General features: G+C 63.2%; 13 protein-coding genes. 12 read left to right on the top strand and 1 reads right to left on the bottom strand.

Going from position 1 to position 16,516, the window contains the following annotated elements; all coding sequences use genetic code 11:
- The first annotated feature begins 272 nt into the window (after window positions 1-272).
- The 12 genes from NKJ15_RS11995 to NKJ15_RS11940 all read left to right on the top strand — a co-directional run bounded on the left by NKJ15_RS11995 (window position 273) and on the right by NKJ15_RS11940 (window position 14,647).
- Window positions 273-1,199, top strand: coding sequence for a D-alanine--D-alanine ligase (locus NKJ15_RS11995; protein ID WP_352471563.1), 927 nt, complete (start codon window positions 273-275; stop codon window positions 1,197-1,199).
- The gene (locus NKJ15_RS11990; protein ID WP_352471564.1) at window positions 1,187-2,128 is read left to right on the top strand and encodes a cell division protein FtsQ/DivIB; all 942 of its coding nucleotides are present in this window, start codon (window positions 1,187-1,189) and stop codon (window positions 2,126-2,128) included. Before NKJ15_RS11995 ends, NKJ15_RS11990 begins: the two co-directional genes overlap by 13 nt.
- The gene (gene ftsA, locus NKJ15_RS11985; protein WP_352471565.1) at window positions 2,125-3,432 is read left to right on the top strand and encodes a cell division protein FtsA; all 1,308 of its coding nucleotides are present in this window, start codon (window positions 2,125-2,127) and stop codon (window positions 3,430-3,432) included. Before NKJ15_RS11990 ends, ftsA begins: the two co-directional genes overlap by 4 nt.
- Before the next feature lie 68 nt (window positions 3,433-3,500).
- Window positions 3,501-5,171 (top strand): cell division protein FtsZ, encoded by a 1,671-nt coding sequence (gene ftsZ, locus NKJ15_RS11980; RefSeq protein ID WP_254818983.1) that lies wholly within the window; start codon window positions 3,501-3,503, stop codon window positions 5,169-5,171.
- Between the two features lie 275 nt (window positions 5,172-5,446).
- Complete coding sequence (gene lpxC, locus NKJ15_RS11975; RefSeq protein ID WP_254818982.1) at window positions 5,447-6,394, top strand: UDP-3-O-acyl-N-acetylglucosamine deacetylase; 948 nt, start codon at window positions 5,447-5,449, stop codon at window positions 6,392-6,394.
- A 204-nt stretch (window positions 6,395-6,598) separates the two neighbouring features.
- Window positions 6,599-7,468 carry an outer membrane protein assembly factor BamD gene (locus tag NKJ15_RS11970; RefSeq protein WP_352501057.1) on the top strand — a complete coding sequence of 290 codons (870 nt, stop codon included), beginning with the start codon at window positions 6,599-6,601 and terminating at the stop codon, window positions 7,466-7,468.
- 13 nt (window positions 7,469-7,481) lie between these two features.
- Window positions 7,482-9,155, top strand: a complete 1,674-nt coding sequence (gene recN / locus NKJ15_RS11965) for a DNA repair protein RecN (protein ID WP_352681793.1) — start codon at window positions 7,482-7,484, stop codon at window positions 9,153-9,155.
- A gap of 241 nt (window positions 9,156-9,396) precedes the next feature.
- The gene (gene ligA / locus NKJ15_RS11960) at window positions 9,397-11,604 is read left to right on the top strand and encodes an NAD-dependent DNA ligase LigA (protein ID WP_352815447.1); all 2,208 of its coding nucleotides are present in this window, start codon (window positions 9,397-9,399) and stop codon (window positions 11,602-11,604) included.
- The gene (locus NKJ15_RS11955) at window positions 11,604-12,296 is read left to right on the top strand and encodes a DUF2461 domain-containing protein (protein ID WP_352815445.1); all 693 of its coding nucleotides are present in this window, start codon (window positions 11,604-11,606) and stop codon (window positions 12,294-12,296) included. Before ligA ends, NKJ15_RS11955 begins: the two co-directional genes overlap by 1 nt.
- A gap of 122 nt (window positions 12,297-12,418) precedes the next feature.
- Window positions 12,419-13,147, top strand: coding sequence for an AzlC family ABC transporter permease (locus NKJ15_RS11950; protein ID WP_352769021.1), 729 nt, complete (start codon window positions 12,419-12,421; stop codon window positions 13,145-13,147).
- Window positions 13,144-13,440, top strand: coding sequence for an AzlD family protein (locus NKJ15_RS11945; protein WP_352767756.1), 297 nt, complete (start codon window positions 13,144-13,146; stop codon window positions 13,438-13,440). The genes NKJ15_RS11950 and NKJ15_RS11945 overlap by 4 nt, the downstream gene beginning before the upstream one ends.
- A gap of 316 nt (window positions 13,441-13,756) precedes the next feature.
- Window positions 13,757-14,647: a LysR family transcriptional regulator gene (locus NKJ15_RS11940; RefSeq protein ID WP_352539528.1), complete on the top strand. Its 891-nt coding sequence runs from the start codon at window positions 13,757-13,759 to the stop codon at window positions 14,645-14,647.
- Here the strand turns inward: NKJ15_RS11940 and NKJ15_RS11935 are convergent.
- Entirely contained in the window at window positions 14,637-16,481 is a 1,845-nt protein-coding gene (locus NKJ15_RS11935; RefSeq protein ID WP_352815442.1) for an aminopeptidase P family protein, read from the bottom strand. The two genes, NKJ15_RS11940 and NKJ15_RS11935, sit on opposite strands and share 11 nt — an antisense overlap.
- Window positions 16,482-16,516 lie beyond the last annotated feature (35 nt).

The raw sequence follows: 16,516 nt of genomic DNA, 5'->3' as shown, positions 1-16,516 counted from the left end.
TTTGCTGCCGTTTTTGCGGAAAGTGAATCCATCGGAATCGTAAGCACTTGCCAGCGAATCAACTCTCTGATTCTCTGCCCTGAAGCGTTTCCTGATTTGAGTCGTTTCGACGCGTTACTCGCGTTTCCGTCTGGGGGGCAACCTGCCGGGAGACTCGGACTCAATGTTGCGGAAACACGGGAGCGAAGTTGCTCGGGCGCATTTGAGTGCGCGCGATGCTTTTCGGGGTATGCACGATGGTGCAGGCCTGCTGTGAGAGGAAATGACGGGGAATGACAAGCAAGCATGTGGCCGTTCTTCTGGGGGGATTCTCGTCCGAGCGGCCCGTGTCCCTGTCGTCGGGTAAGGCCTGCGCCGATGCGCTCGAGGGAGAGGGCTACCAAGTCACCCGCGTCGACGTCTCGCGCGACATCGGCTCGGTGCTCAGCGCGCTCAAGCCTGACGTCGTCTTCAATGCGCTGCACGGCCCTTTCGGCGAGGACGGCACCATCCAGGGCATCCTCGAGTACCTCGCCATTCCGTACACCCATTCCGGCGTGCTTGCCTCGGCGCTCGCGATGAACAAGGAACAGGCCAAGAAGGTCGCCAAGGCGGGAGGCATTCCGGTGGCGGAATCGAAGGTGGCCAATCGCTTCGCCATCCAGAACAAGCACCCGATGAAGCCGCCCTATGTCGTCAAGCCGGTCAACGAAGGGTCGAGCTTCGGTGTCGTCATCGTCCATGAAGGCCAGTCGCATCCGCCGCAGATCATCGGCTCGTCCGAGTGGAGATATGGCGATACGGTGATGGTCGAGCGTTATGTGCACGGGCGGGAATTGACGTGCGCGGTGATGGGCGATGTGGCGCTCGGTGTCTGCGAGATCATCCCGACCGGCCATTCCTTCTACGACTATGATTCAAAATACGTCGCGGGAGGATCAAAACACGAATGCCCGGCAAAACTTTCACCGAATATTTACCAAAAAATACAGACACTGACGCTCAAGGCTCACCAAGCTATCGGCTGTCGGGGCGTTTCCCGGTCGGACTTCCGTTATGACGATCGTCACTCCGAAAACGGCGAAATTGTCTGGCTCGAGGTCAACACCCAGCCGGGCATGACGCCGACGTCTTTGGTGCCGGAAATCGCCGCGCAAGCGGGACACTCGTTCGGCGATTTGTTGAGTTGGATGGTGGAGGACGCTTCGTGTCTGCGTTGAAGTGGGGACAGGGCAAGGGGAAGGGCGCGGCCGGGCCGGCGCTGTTCGGCATGCCGTTGTCGTTCGACCATTTCGTGCTGCCGCGCCTGCTCCGCCGGCCGGTGCGCGTGCTGGCGCGCCTCGGCGAAGGCGACTTCGAAGCGCCGCCCTATTGCGCTGCCATGCTGTCGGCGGCACTGCTTGTTTCGAGCAGTGCCTATGGCGCCTATCTCGGCGGATATTCCGACGCCATCGTCCAGAGTGTCACCGCCCGCACCGGCTTTGCCGTCGACCAGGTCAAGGTCGTCGGCAACCGCGAAACGTCCGAGATCGATATTCTCGACAGGCTGGAACTCGACGGCTGGACCTCGCTGATCGGCTTCGATGCCGAAGCGGCGCGCGAACGCATCACCACGCTACCCTGGGTCGAAGCCGCGGCAGTGCGCAAGGTCTACCCGCATACGCTGGAAGTGCGCGTCGAGGAGCGCGAGCCGTTCGCGTTGTGGCAGCAAGGCAGCGCGCTTTCGGTCATCGAGAAATCCGGCACCGTCATTGCGCCGTTCTCCGGCGGCAAGCAGATATTGCTCCCGCTGATCATCGGCACCGGCGCGCCGGCCACAGCGCCGGATTTCCTGGCCAAGATCAAGAATTATCCGGAGCTCGCCGCGCGGATCAAGGGCTATATCCGCATCGGCGAACGGCGCTGGGATCTCAAGCTTGAAAACGGCATCACGATCAAGCTTCCCGAAGACGGTGAGGATCAGGCGATTGCCGACCTGGTCAGGATGGATCACGAGAACGGGCTTTTGACGCGCGACATCGCCGCCGTCGACATGCGCCTTTCCGATCGTCTGGTCGTCCAGTTGACGCCGGAAGCGGCGACACAGCGCCAAGCCGCGCTCGACGAAAAGCCCAAGATGCTGAAGCGCAAGCCGGAGACGAAGATATGAGCTGGCTTGGCGGCAATAGCGATGCCTCGTCGCGCCGGTCCGGCATCCTGACGGTGCTGGATGTCGGCTCCAGCAAGGTCTGCTGCGTGGTGGCCAAACTCAAGCCGCGCGAGGATGGCAAGCTGCTGCGCGGACGCTCGCATCGCGTCCAGGTGATCGGCATCGGCCACCAGAAATCGCAAGGCGTGAAATCCGGCGTCGTCATCGATCTCGACCGTGCCGAGCACGCCATCCGTCTTGCCGTCGACGCCGCCGAACGCATGGCGGGACTGACGGTCGATTCGCTGATCGTCAACATGACTGCCGGCCGGCTGAAGAGCGAGGCTTTTTCGGCCACCATCAATCTCGGCGGCCATGAGGCCGACGAGGCCGACATCAAGCGCGTGCTTGCCGCCGGCGCCAAGCAGGCGTTGCGGGCCGAGCGCGAGGTGATCCATTCGCTTCCCGTAGCCTTTTCGCTGGATGCCGAGCGCGGTGTGCGCGATCCGCGCGGCATGGTTGGCGACCAGCTTGGCGTCGACATGCACGTGCTGACAGGCGACGCAGCGCCCTTGCGCAATCTGGAGCTCTGCATCAACCGCTCGCATCTGTCGGTTGAACGCATGGTGGCGACGCCCTATGCCAGTGGGCTTGCTGCGCTCGTCGACGACGAGCTCGAAATGGGCGCGGCCTGCATCGACATGGGCGGCGGCACGACGACGATCTCGGTGTTTTCGGAAGGCAAGTTCGTCCATGGCGATGCCATCGCGATCGGCGGCAACCACGTCACGCTGGATATGGCCAAGGGCCTGTCGACCTCGCTCGATGCCGCCGAAAGGCTGAAAGTGATGCATGGCTCGGCGCTGCCTGGCAGTGCCGACGACCGCGACCTGGTTTCCATCCATCCGATCGGCGAGGACGGCGAGGTGCCGTTGCAGATCCCGCGCTCGGTGATGACGCGCATCATCCGCGCCCGCATCGACGAGACGCTGGAATTGTTGCGCGACCGGCTGAACAAATCCGGCTACGGCAACGCCGTCGGCAAGCGCGTGGTGCTGACCGGCGGTGCCAGCCAGCTTGCCGGCCTGCCAGAAGCTGCACGCCGCATTCTCGGCCGCAATGTGCGCATCGGACGCCCGCTTGGCGTGGCAGGCTTGCCCGAGGCGGCCAAGGGGCCGGCTTTCTCGACCCCGGTCGGACTTCTGATCTATCCACAGATGGCGAGCTTCGAGAGCCGGCCGGCGAAGGGAATTTCCGGTCTTCGGATGACCGGAACAGGCGGAAAACTGCATCGAATGAGTCAGTGGTTGAGAGACAGTTTTTAATTTTGACGGGGACAGCCCCATAGGCGGCCGCGGCGGCGAAGCGGCGGGAAAGGCAAAGGACGAAGACAATGACCATCAATCTGCAGAAGCCGGACATCACCGAGCTCAAGCCGCGCATCACCGTGTTCGGTGTCGGCGGCGGCGGCGGCAATGCCGTCAACAACATGATCACCGCCGGCTTGCGCGGCGTCGAGTTCGTGGTGGCCAACACCGACGCGCAGGCACTGACGATGTCGAAGGCCGAGCGGCTGATCCAGCTCGGCGCGCATGTCACCGAAGGTCTCGGCGCCGGATCGCAGCCTGAAGTCGGGCGCGCGGCGGCGGAGGAATGCATCGACGAGATCATCGATCATCTCTCCAACACGCATATGTGCTTCGTCACTGCCGGCATGGGCGGCGGCACCGGCACCGGGGCGGCTCCCGTCGTTGCCCGCGCTGCCCGCGAAAAGGGTATCCTCACCGTCGGCGTCGTCACCAAGCCGTTCCACTTCGAAGGCCAGCGCCGCATGAAGACGGCCGACATGGGTATCGAGGAACTGCAGAAATGCGTCGATACCCTGATCGTCATTCCCAACCAGAACCTGTTCCGGCTGGCCAATGACAAGACCACCTTCGCCGATGCCTTCGCGATGGCCGACCAGGTGCTCTATTCGGGCGTTGCCTGCATTACCGACCTGATGGTCAAGGAAGGCCTGATCAATCTCGACTTCGCCGACGTCCGCTCGGTCATGCGCGAAATGGGCAAGGCGATGATGGGAACCGGCGAGGCTTCGGGCGAGGGCCGCGCAATGGCCGCGGCGGAAGCCGCCATCGCCAACCCGCTGCTCGACGAGACCTCGATGAAGGGCGCCAAGGGCCTGCTGATCTCGATCACCGGCGGCCGTGACCTGACCCTGTTCGAAGTCGATGAGGCTGCAACCCGCATTCGCGAAGAGGTCGACCAGGACGCCAACATCATTCTGGGCGCCACCTTCGACGAGGAACTCGAAGGCGTCATCCGCGTGTCGGTGGTCGCCACCGGCATCGACAAATCGGCGGCCGAAATCGCTGCCGCGCCGATCGCCATCCGCGCGGCTCCGCCGAAGCCGGTCAGCCGCCCGGCGGCCCAGGTCACGGAAATGCGCCCGGCGCCTGTCCAGCAACCAATCTATGAACCACGTGCTGCCGACCCGGTCGCCGAGGCCATTCAGCTCGCCGAAGCGAATGCGGCAGCGATGGCGCAGGCCCGCCCGGCACCGGTCGCCCATGCGGAAGACTTCCGTCCGCAGAGCAAGATCTTCCAGGCGCCTCCGGCTCAGCCGCAGCCGATGATGCAGCCAGCGGTTCAGCAAGCGATGCAGCCTGCTCCGCATCGTGAAATGCCGCAGCCGGTTGCCGCAGCACCCCAGCGCATGCCGCGGGTCGAGGATTTCCCGCCGCAGGTGAAGGCCGAAGTGGAAGCCAAGGCGCGCCCGGCCGACCACGAAAACAGCGGCCCGATGGGCTTGCTCAAGCGCCTGACCAACGGCTTGACCCGCCGCGAAGAGGAGCCTGCAAGGCTGCAGCCGGCGCAGCCGCGCGAACCGAAACTGCGCCAGGCGCCGGCGGAAGTGCGCCGCCTTGCCAGCCAGGATCCGCAGCTTTACGCGCCGCGCCGCGGCCAGCTGGACGAGCAGGGCCGACTGACGCCGCAGAGCCGGGCTGTCCAGGAAGACGATCAGTTGGAGATTCCCGCCTTCCTGCGCCGACAGGCCAATTGATCTGTTAACGGTTCGTAACAGTTATTAACAGGCGAGCAGGAAACTGTTCGCCTGTTAACCTTAAAGTGATTGTAAAACAAGGACTTATGGGGCAATCCCGCGCTGGACCGCAGTTACAAAGAGTAAGAAACCGTGATTTGGAGTCTCCCCGCGGGACCATTATCTTCGCCACCGACCAAAGTCGGTTTGCTGGGAGTCTCGGGGAAGTGGCCCTGCCTGCCGATCAATCAAGAGCCGCGCCCTCAGGGCAGAAGCGGACCTAGGCAGCATGGGCTATGGGGATTGTTTTGCACGACTATCAGACGACACTTAAATCGCGCGCGACGCTGACTGGCATCGGCGTTCACAGTGGCAATCCGGTCACCGTCCATTTCCTGCCGGCGGATGCCGATACGGGTGTCGTCTTCCAGCTCTCGAATGCAAGCGGAAGCCACGAATTTCGCGCGCTCGTCTCCGAGGTCGGCGCCACCGATCTCTGCACCATGCTTGGCGATCCGCAAGGCGAGCACATTGCCACGGTCGAGCATCTGATGGCGACGCTTTTCGGGCTTGGAATCGACAATCTCGTCATCGAAATCGACGGCCATGAGGTGCCTATCCTCGACGGCAGCGCAGTGATGTTCGTCGAGGCCATTGACCAGGCAGGCATCGAAACGCTGCCGGTCAAGCGCCGCTATATCAGGGTGGTCAAGCCGGTTCGCATCGAGAACGGCGCCTGCTGGGCGGAGTTCCGGCCCTATGACGGCACGCGCTTCGAGATCGAGATCGATTTCGAAAGCCCGGCGATCGGGCGCCAGCTTTTTGCATCCGACATGAACGCCGACATTTTCCGGCGTGACGTCGCGCGGGCCCGCACTTTCGGTTTCATGAAGGACGTCGAGCGGCTGTGGGCGGCCGGCTATGCGCTCGGCTCCTCGTTGGAAAACTCCCTGGTGATCGGCGACGACAACCGCGTGATCAATATGGGAGGCCTGCGCTATCCCAACGAGTTCGCGCGCCACAAGACGATGGATGCGATGGGCGACCTGGCGCTCGCCGGTGCCCGGTTCATCGGCTGCTTCCGCTCCTATCGTGGCGGCCACAGGCTGAACGCAGCTGCGCTGCGCCGTCTCTTGTCCGACCGTTCGGCTTTCGAGATCGTTGAGACGACGCGCCGCGAGCGCGGGCGTACCGCCGAGATGAGCGCCGTCAACGCACCCCTCTATGCGCCCTGGATGATCTGATTCTTAAGGTCTTGCGGCTCCCGTTGCGGTCAAGCTGTGTTGCATGGATGCATCACCGGCCTGCCAAATTACACAGCTTTCCAGGTAGCGCCAAAGCGCCACAAAAATGTGCGATTGGCCGGGGATAGCGTTGCCGGGCAAGGCAATTATGGTTTATGGCTGCTGCCGTCGACTGAAATGACGCCGAAAGGGCGGAATCCAAACATGTTTTTCAAGCGAGTTGGTCAATCGAAGGCGCCGCGGCGGGCTGTTTTCCTGGCGCTTTCGGTGGTCGTTCCATCGCTGTTTCTGTCGGCCTGCATGTCGTCCGAGAAGGACGTCGATCTGTCGACCTATGTCGATCAGACCGAGCCGGCCGACGTGCTCTACAATCAGGGTCTCGCCAATCTGAATGCCGGGCGACTGCAGGAGGCAAGCCGCAAGTTCGATGCCGTCGACCGCCAGCATCCATATTCCGAATTCGCCCGCAAATCGATGGTGATGGGTGCCTTTGCCGACTACCGTCAGGGCAATTACGATGAGGCGATCGGTTCGGCCAAGCGCTACCTGACCCTCTACCCGTCGACCGACGATGCGGCCTATGCCCAATATATTATCGGGCTGAGCTACTACCGCCAGATCAAGGACGTCACCCAGGACCAGAAGGAAGCGCGTCTTACCGCGCAGACGATGCAGGATCTGGTAACGCGCTGGCCGACTTCCGAATATGTTGATGATGCCAAGGAGAAGATCCGCTTCGCCAACGATCAGCTCGCCGGCAAGGAGATGCAGATCGGCCGCTACTATCTCGAGCGCCGCGAATATATCGCGGCCGTTAAACGGTTCCGCAACGTCGTGGAGAACTATTCCAACACACGTCATGTCGAGGAAGCGCTGGCGCGTCTGACCGAGAGCTACTATGCGATGGGGCTGACGTCGGAAGCCCAGACCGCTGCGGCCGTGCTCGGCACCAACTATCCCGACAGCCAGTGGTACAAGGACTCCTACAAGCTCCTGCAGAGTGGTGGGCTCGAGCCGCGCGAGAATGCCGGATCGTGGATCTCCAAGGCCGGGAAGCTGATCACCGGCGCCTGAGCGGCGCGTCACCATGCTCTCCAGACTGTCGATCCGCGATATCGTTCTGATCGAGAAGCTGGACATCGACTTCTCGTCCGGCCTTTCGGTCCTTACCGGCGAAACCGGCGCCGGAAAATCCATCCTGCTCGACGCCTTGTCGCTGGCGCTTGGCGCCCGCGGCGACGCTTCGCTGGTGCGGCATGGCGCGGCACAAGGCCAGATCATCGCCGTGTTCGACGTGCCGCGCAACCACGCGGCTCGCATGTTGCTTGCCGAGAATGCCATCGAGGACGACGGCGAAATCATCCTGCGCCGCGTCCAGACGGCTGACGGCCGCACGCGCGTGTTCGTCAACGACCAGCCGTCCAGCGTGACGCTGATGCGCGACATCGGCCGTGCGCTGGTCGAGATCCACGGCCAGCATGACGAGCGCGCTTTGGTCGATCCCGGCGCCCATCGCGAGTTGCTCGACAGTTTCGGCGGCCATCTCGGCGCTGCTCGGGCAACCGGCGAGGCGTGGCGGCATTGGCGTACCTGCGAGCAGGAATTTTCACGGCACCGGGCCAAAGTCGAAGCAGCTGCCCGTGAGGCCGATTATCTGCGTGCAGCGGTCGCCGAATTGACCAGGCTCGATCCGCAACCTGGCGAAGAGACCGAGCTGGCCGAATTGCGCGCCTTGATGATGCGTGCCGAAAAGATCGCCTCGGAAATCCACGATGCGCAGGATGTGCTCTCGGGTCCGTCCTCGCCCTTGCCGCAACTGGCCAGCCTGCTCAGGCGGCTGCAGCGCAAGGTCACCGAAGCGCCCGGGCTGCTCGAGGATGTCGTCAAGTCGCTCGACGAGGCGATGCTGTCGCTCGACGCGGCGCAGTCGGGCGTCGAAGCAGCACTTCGCGCCACCGAATATGATCCGCAGCGGCTGGAGAAGGCTGAGGAGCGGCTGTTTTCGCTGCGTGCCGCCTCGCGCAAGCACAGCGTCGCCGTCGATGACCTGGCGCAATTGCGTGACACCATGGCTGCCGACCTTGCCGATCTCGACGCCGGCGAAGAGCGCCTGCAGGCGCTGGAGAAACAGGCTGCGGCGGCGCGCCAGGCCTATGACACTACGGCGGCCCAGCTGTCGTCGCTTCGCCATGCGGCGGCTGTCGGGCTGAGCAAGGCGGTGATGGCCGAACTGCCGGCGCTGAAGCTCGAACGCGCCGAGTTCATCGTCGAGATCGCAAGCGATGCCGAGAGCCGCATGGAAGAAGGCATCGACCAGGTCGAGTTCTGGGTGCGCACCAATCCCGGCACCAGGCCCGGCCCAATGATGAGGGTCGCTTCCGGCGGCGAGCTTTCGCGCTTCCTGCTGGCGTTGAAGGTAGCACTCGCTGACCGGGGCTCGGCGCCGACCTTGGTATTTGATGAGATTGACACTGGCGTCGGCGGCGCGGTTGCCGACGCCATCGGCCAGCGGCTGGCGCGGCTGGCAAAACGCGTGCAGGTGCTTTCGGTCACGCATGCACCGCAAGTGGCGGCGCGCGCGGCGACGCATTTCCTGATCTCCAAATCAGGCGGTGCCGACCGGGTCTCGACCGGCATCGCCGAGATGGACCGGGCGGCACGGCAGGAGGAGATCGCACGCATGCTCGCCGGCGCCACCATCACCGACGAGGCGCGCGCGGCGGCCGAGCGGCTGCTACGGGAGAACACCGCGGCAGCGTAGAGCGGTTCATCGTTCCACGGAAACGCCGAACCGCTCTACTTCTTTGTTTTGCGCAATTCCGGACGGAAAACCGTTTCACACTTTTCCTGGAATTGCTCCAGGCGAGTTCGTTTCCGGCGCTCGCGACCTGAGTCAGGGTATGGCTCCATCCTGCTGTTCAGGCATGATTTTCCGTGTCTGGTCTCTCCCTCATGAGAGAATCCTGTTCTATTGTGTCGCGCCACCGTGGAGGGAGCAGTGCATGGACGAAAAACCAGTCGATTCGCTCAGCGAAAGCGAGGCGGCAAGCGAGTTGAAGCGGTTGGCGCAGGAGATCGCCGAGCACGACCGGCGCTACCACGGCGAGGACGCGCCGATAATCACGGATGCGGAATATGACGCGCTGACCCGGCGCAACCTCGCCATCGAGCAGCAGTTCCCGCATCTTGTGCGCGAGGATTCGCCCTCACGCAGGGTCGGCGCGCCGCCGGCGGAAGGTTTTGCAAAGGTGCGCCACGCGGTGCCGATGCTTAGCCTCGCCAAGGCCTACACCGACCAGGACGTCGCGGACTTCATAGAACGCGGCCGGCGATTCTTTGATCGCGACAAGGAGCTGAACATCGCCTTCACGGCTGAGCCGAAGATCGACGGGCTATCGGCTTCCCTGCGGTATGAAGGCGGTGTGTTCGTGCAGGGGGCAACGCGCGGCGACGGCGTCGTCGGCGAGGACATCACCGCCAATCTCAAGACCATCGCCGATATTCCCAAGACCTTGAAGGGATCGGACTGGCCCGAGGTCATCGAAATACGCGGTGAGGTCTATATGACCTACGCGGAATTCGAGGCGCTGAAGCAGCGTTCGGCGGCGATAGGCGGCCAGGATTACGTCAATCCGCGTAACACGGCGGCCGGATCGCTGCGCCAGAAGGACCCGTCCGTTACCGCCAGCCGCAACCTCAGATTCTTTGCCTACGCCTGGGGCTATACTTCAAAGGATCCAGCTCCGACCCAATACGATTCCGTGCAAAAATTCGCGGAGTGGGGGTTCAAGGTCAGTCCGCTGATGGTCCGGGCAAAGTCGGTCGACGAACTGATCGCGCATTATCACCTTATCGAGGCCCAGCGCTCATCGCTCGGCTACGACATCGACGGCGTCGTCTACAAGGTCGACCAATTGGAGTTGCAGCGCAGATGGGGCTTCGTCACCGGCGAACCACGCTGGGCGATCGCTCATAAATTTCCGGCCGAACAGGCGATGACGACCGTGCTCAGGATCGACATTCAGGTCGGCCGTACCGGTACGCTGGCGCCCGTTGCCCGGCTTGCGCCCGTCACGGTCGGCGGCGTCGTGGTCGAAAATGTCACGCTTCACAACGAAGACTACATCAAGGGTCTGGACAGCAACGGCCAGCCGATCCGCGACGGCAACGACATCCGTATCGGCGACACGGTGGTCATCCAGCGGGCAGGGGACGTCATTCCGCAGATCGTCAGCGTCGTCGTCGACAAGCGTCCGCCAGATGCCGTGCCCTACGAATTCCCGCACAAATGTCCGATCTGCGGCTCACCCGCAACGCGCGAGATCAACGAGAAGACCGGCAAGGAGGATTCCCGCCGACGGTGCACCGGCGAGCTGATCTGCCCCGCGCAGGCCGTGGAAGGATTACGCCACTTTGTGTCGCGCGGCGCCATGGATATCGAAGGCCTGGGCGCTGAAAACATAGACCTGTTCTTCAATGCCGGGTTGGTCAAGACTGCCGCCGATATCTTCACCCTCCGGGACCGCCGTCCCGCCGTCACCAAGGCGCTGGCGGAGCGACGGGAGGAGCAGGCCAGGCAGCGTGAGGCCGCATCGGGCAAAACGCGCAAGAATGTACGCAGCGTCGAGGAACGCAACTATGACGGCCTCGACAAGCTCTTCGCTGCCATCGACGCCCGCCGCGAACCCGAACTCGATCGCTTCATCTTTGCGCTGGGCATCCGCCATATCGGCGAAACGACGGCCGCTGTGCTCGCCCGAACCTTCTCGACGATCGAGGAGTTGATCCGCATTGGCAAGGAGACAGCAGCAGCAGCCGATCCACACACCGTTTTTCCTTCAATCAACGGCATCGGCGACACCGTGATAGGCGCGCTTCGCGATTTCTTCGGCAATGAACGCAACGACGCCGTGCTTGAAGCGCTGCTCACACAGATCCACCCGAAGCCGTACATTGTGAACGTCTCAGCCGATAGTGCGGTCGCCGGCAAGACAATCGTGTTTACAGGCACGCTGGAAAAGATGACGCGCCCGGAGGCCAAGGCGATGGCCGAACGTCTCGGCGCGAAGGTCGCCGGCTCGGTTTCCGCGAAGACCGATCTCCTGGTGGCAGGCCCGGGCGCCGGTTCCAAGCTGAAGGACGCGACCAAATTCGGCATCGAGGTGATCGACGAGGACACCTGGTTGCAGCGGATCGGCAAGGGCGCGTGATGGCTGCTGCGTTCAATGGTTTTGGGCAAAAGGCCATTCCCTTCCTCAAGGCGCTGGATTTTCATCAGAGCCGGGAGTGGTTTTTGGAAAACCGCGATCTTTTCGAGCGCGACCTGCGCGATCCCTTCGGCGATCTGGTCGAGACGCTCTCCGAGCGCTTCACAGCATTGGGGTTCGGCCTGCGCGGCGACCGCAAGAAATCGCTGTTCCGGATTAATCGCGACGTGCGTTTTGCCAAAGACAAACGGCCTTACAACCAGCATCTGTCGGCGATCCTTTCGCCCGACGGCACCAAGATGGAACAGGGCGTGTTTTACGTCCATATCGGGCTCGAGCGATGCTTTGCCGCCATTGCCTGGTGGCAGCCCGGACCGGAGCTATTGCTGGCGCTGCGCAACGCGATCGCGAAGCGGCCCGCTGAATTCCGCAGCCTCGTCGCGGCGCTGAAGAAGAATGGTCTCGAGCTCGACCCGGACGGCTGCATGAAGCGCACGCCGCGCGGCTTCGAGCATATCGCCGAGCCCGATCTCGCTGCCGCGATCCGCAACCGGCATTTTGCCGTCCGGCACGCAATCGAGCCGGCGGATATCTACGGAGCTGGATTGGTCGACGACCTTGTCGACTTCGCCATGCGGGCAAAACCGCTGCTCGACTGGGGCAGGGCGATCGAAGGCAAGGCTTCGCCGCGCTAGGCTCGGAAGCGAGCTTGCCGCGACGCTTCAGCCATCATTTCCGCTGATCGTTTGCCTCAAGCAAATTGGTGTGACAAGCCGGGCCGCTCTCTCTACATACGGCCGTTCCCAAGGAGCGATCGATGTCGGCGGAAGCAATCTCCGAAAACGGAGCGAAAAGCGATTTCTGGGACGGCGTGCGGCTCAGCATGCCCGTCGTGGTGGCGTCGGCGCCGTTTGCGTTGCTGTTCGGAGCGCTCGCAGTCGACAACGGGTTTTCCGTGCTCGAAGCGTTCCTGATGAGCGCAACGGTGTTCGGCGGCGCCAGCCAGATGGTCGGCATCGAGCTGTTCGGCCAGCATGTCGCGCCGTGGCTGATCGTGCTGTCGATCTTCGCCGTGAATTTTCGCCATGTGCTCTATTCGGCTGGCATCGGCCGGCGCATTGCGCATTGGCCGCTGGTGCAGCAGGCGATAGGCTATTTTGTGCTGACCGATCCGCAGTTCGCGGTGGCCGAGCGCAAGGCGGAGGCCGGCGAGACCGTCGGGTTCACCTGGTATATGGGGCTTGGGCTGCCGGTCTATGTGTTCTGGATCATCGAAAGCGCGCTCGGCGCGATGTTCGGCAAGCTTATTCCCGACACCCATGCGTTGGGCATCGATTTCCTGCTGCCGATATATTTTCTCGGCCTGGTCATGAGCTTCCGCAAGCGGCCGCTGTGGCTGCCGGTGGTCGTCGCCAGCGCTGCCGCCTCCATCATTGCATACAAAACGGTCGGCTCGCCCTGGCATGTCTCCATAGGTGCGCTGGCCGGCGTGCTGCTCGCCGTCATCCTGCCGCCCCGCCACAGCGGCGTGGAGGCACGGCCATGAGCACGACCTTGTGGATCATCGTCGCCGGTTCCATCGCGACCTATCTGACCCGCATCGGCGGTCATCTGGTGATCTCGCGTTTCGATCAAATCCACCCGCGCGTCGAAGCCGGGCTCAGCGCCGTGCCGGCGGCGGTGCTGACCACGCTGGTGGCGCCGGCGGCGCTCAGCGCCGGGCCGGCGGAATGGGCAGCCTTGATCGTCGCCGGCCTTGTCTCACTGCGCGGCGGCCTTATGGCGATGTTCCTGGCGGGTGCTGCCGTGCTGATCCTCGCGCGGCAGCTCGTTGGCTGACCGACTTTTGCCTTGGCGGCGAGAGCACACATGCGCTTTACCGCAGCGACTATTGCCGCGCCGACCCGCGACAGGCTCAGCCGGATCGCCTCCGCTCTCTCCTGGTGGGCGCCACGCACGGCGTCGCTATAGAGCGCTTCGCGCTGCTTCGGGGTCAATGCGCTTAGATCGATCGGCTGGATGCCGAAGGGCTCACGCGACATTTCCATCTCCCCTGGTTTGCCGTGTTGATCGGCAGCTACACCGGCGATTTACGGGAAAGGCATAATCAGTTAAAATGAATAATTAAGATCGTTATGTTCTCCAGGAGAGATGTATGGATTTGGCCGATCTGCGCATCTTCCGCACGGTGGTGCGCGAGGGCGGAATCACCAGGGCGGCGGAAAAACTGTTTCGCGTGCAGTCGAACGTGACCACACGCATCCGGCAGCTCGAGGAGGATCTCGGCGTGCAGCTGTTTATCCGGGAGGGCAAGCGCCTGCACGTATCGCCGGCCGGTCACAGATTGGTCGGCTATGCGGATCGGCTGCTGGCGCTTGCGGAGGAGGCGCGAACGGCGATGCTCGATCCACGCCCGCGCGGCACTCTTCGCCTAGGTGCCATGGAGAGCACCGCCGCGGCACGGCTTCCAAGTCTGCTCGCCGAATACCATGCACGGCATCCCGAAGTGGAAATCCAGTTGCGCACCGGCAATCCGCAGGTTCTCGCGACCGCCATGCTTGCCGGCGAACTCGATGCAGCCTTCGCCGCCGAGCCGATCGCTGACGTTCCGTTCGAAAAGCTGCCGGCATTCCACGAGCAGCTGGTCATTGTCTCGGCGGCATCGCGCGTTTCGGTCGAAGACCACCTGGACATGCCCAAAACCATGATAGCCTTCGAGCACGGCTGCCCGCACCGCAAGCGGCTGGAACAATGGTACGCGCGTAGAGGGTTCATGGCCGAGAAAACCATCGAGCTTGGTTCATACCATGCCATCCTTGGTTGCGTGGTGGCTGGCATGGGCATAGCGCTGATGCCGAAAAGCGTGCTTTCGGGTTTTCCGGAAAGCCGCTGGCTAAAGCTGCACGAACTGCCCGCTGACGAAGACAATGCCGTCACGGTGTTGTTCTGGCGCAAGGGAGCCGGTTCTCCCAACGTCACCGCTTTGCAGGGACTGCTTGCGGAGCAAAGCCTGTCAACCGGCGTTGTCGCCGCGGCTATTGCTTGAAGTCGTGCGGCAGCGGCGCGGTTGCCTTTTCCAGCCAGGCCAGCGTTTCGCCGTCGAGCATCGGTCCGATCTCGGCCAGTATGCGCGCATGGTATTCGTCAAGCCAATGCAACTCGTCGCGGGTTAAAAGGTCCGATCGGACCAGCCGCTTGTCGATCGGCGCCAGCGTCAGTGTCTCGAAGCCGTGCATGGCGATGTCGCCGCCCTCGATTGCCTCGGCCGGTGTCACCAGAATCAAGTTCTCGATGCGGATGCCGTAGGAACCTTCCTTGTAATAGCCGGGCTCGTTGGAGACGATCATGCCGGCCAGCAGCTTCTCGGTACCGGTCTTGGCGATACGCTGCGGGCCCTCATGCACGGCAAGATAGGAGCCGACACCGTGCCCGGTGCCATGGGCGAAATCGCAGCCGTGTCTCCATAGCGCCAGGCGCGCCACTGCATCGATTTCGGAGCCGCGCGTGCCCTGGGGGAAGCGCAGCATGGAGATGCCGATCATGCCTTTCAGCACCAGCGTGAAGCGCTCGCGCATCTCCTCGGTTGGCGCGCCAATCGGAACCGTGCGGGTAATGTCGGTGGTGCCGTCCTGGTACTGCCCGCCGGAATCGAGCAGGAACAGCTCGCCATCCCCCAGCTTGCGATTGGTGGCGCGGGAGACGCGGTAGTGCATGATAGCGCCGTTAGGACCAGCGCCGGAGATGGTATCGAACGATACGTCGCGCAGCGGCATCTGCGTTTCTTCGCCGGTCTGACGGCGCGTCTCCTCAAGCCTGGTGACAACGGCGATTTCGTCGAGCGTGCCGGGCTTCTGGCGGTCGAGCCAGCACAGCAGCTTGGCGACCGCGGCGCCGTCGCGGCGATGTGCGGCGCGTGCGCCGGCGATCTCAGCTTTGTTCTTTGTTGCGCGTGGAATGCGGGCCGGATCGGCCGTGGCAATGACGGTGCCGCCATTATCCTCGACCAGCATTCTGAGCTTGTCCGCCGCGAGAACCGGGTCCAGCGCGATTTTTGCGCCGCCCTTGGCCCGGGTGACGATTGCCGATTCGAATTCACCTGGTTCGTGCAATTCGGCGAGCTGCGTCAGGTAGGCCGCGACGGTGCGCGAAAACTTGCGCTGGTCCATGAAAAGCAGATGCGAGCCGTCGGCGGCGAGCACGGCAAAGCCGAGCGCCAGCGGTGTGTGCGGTACGTCGCCGCCACGGATGTCGAACGCCCAGGCAATGGAGGAGGGGTCGGTCAGCACGGCATGGGTGGCGCCGTCCTTCTCGATGGCCGCCGCCAGCCGCACCAGCTTGTCCTTGGCCAGTTCGCCGGCAAAGCCGATCGGGTGGATCTCGACCGGCGCCAGTGGCGGCCCGGGCTGGTCCTGCCAGATGGCGTCGATTGGATTTTGTTCGAGCGGCACCAAAGTCGCGCCGGACTTCTCGGCCGAGGCCTTCAGCGCCTTGACGTCACTGATCGTATGGAGCCACGGATCGAAGCCCAACCGCACGCCCTTGCCGAGATTATCCTTGATCCAGTTGGCCGGCGGGTTGTCGACAAGGCTCTCGATCGAAAAGATGTCGAGGTCGACCTCCTGGCGCACCTGCAGCGTGTAGCGCCCGTCGACAAACATGACGGCGCGCTCGCCAAGCACAATGGCGACGCCGGCCGAGCCGCTGAAGCCGGTCAGCCATTTCAGCCGTGCCGAGCGGTCGGCGACATATTCGCCCTGGTGCTCGTCGGCACGGGGCACGATGAAGCCATCCAGCCCGTTCGCCGCCAACCATTGGCACAGCATTGCCACGCGCGGCTTGCCAACGGCCGGATCGCCGGCGGAATCGAAGGTCTGGAACATGTCGGCTCTCCTCGAATGCTGGTGCGACCGTAGCG

Origin of the sequence: Mesorhizobium sp. M0207 (genome assembly GCF_040321995.1) — a bacterium.
Lineage (GTDB): Bacteria > Pseudomonadota > Alphaproteobacteria > Rhizobiales > Rhizobiaceae > Mesorhizobium.
The sequence above is the reverse complement of the archived record's forward strand: the minus strand, read 5'-3'. Positions and strand labels throughout refer to the sequence as shown.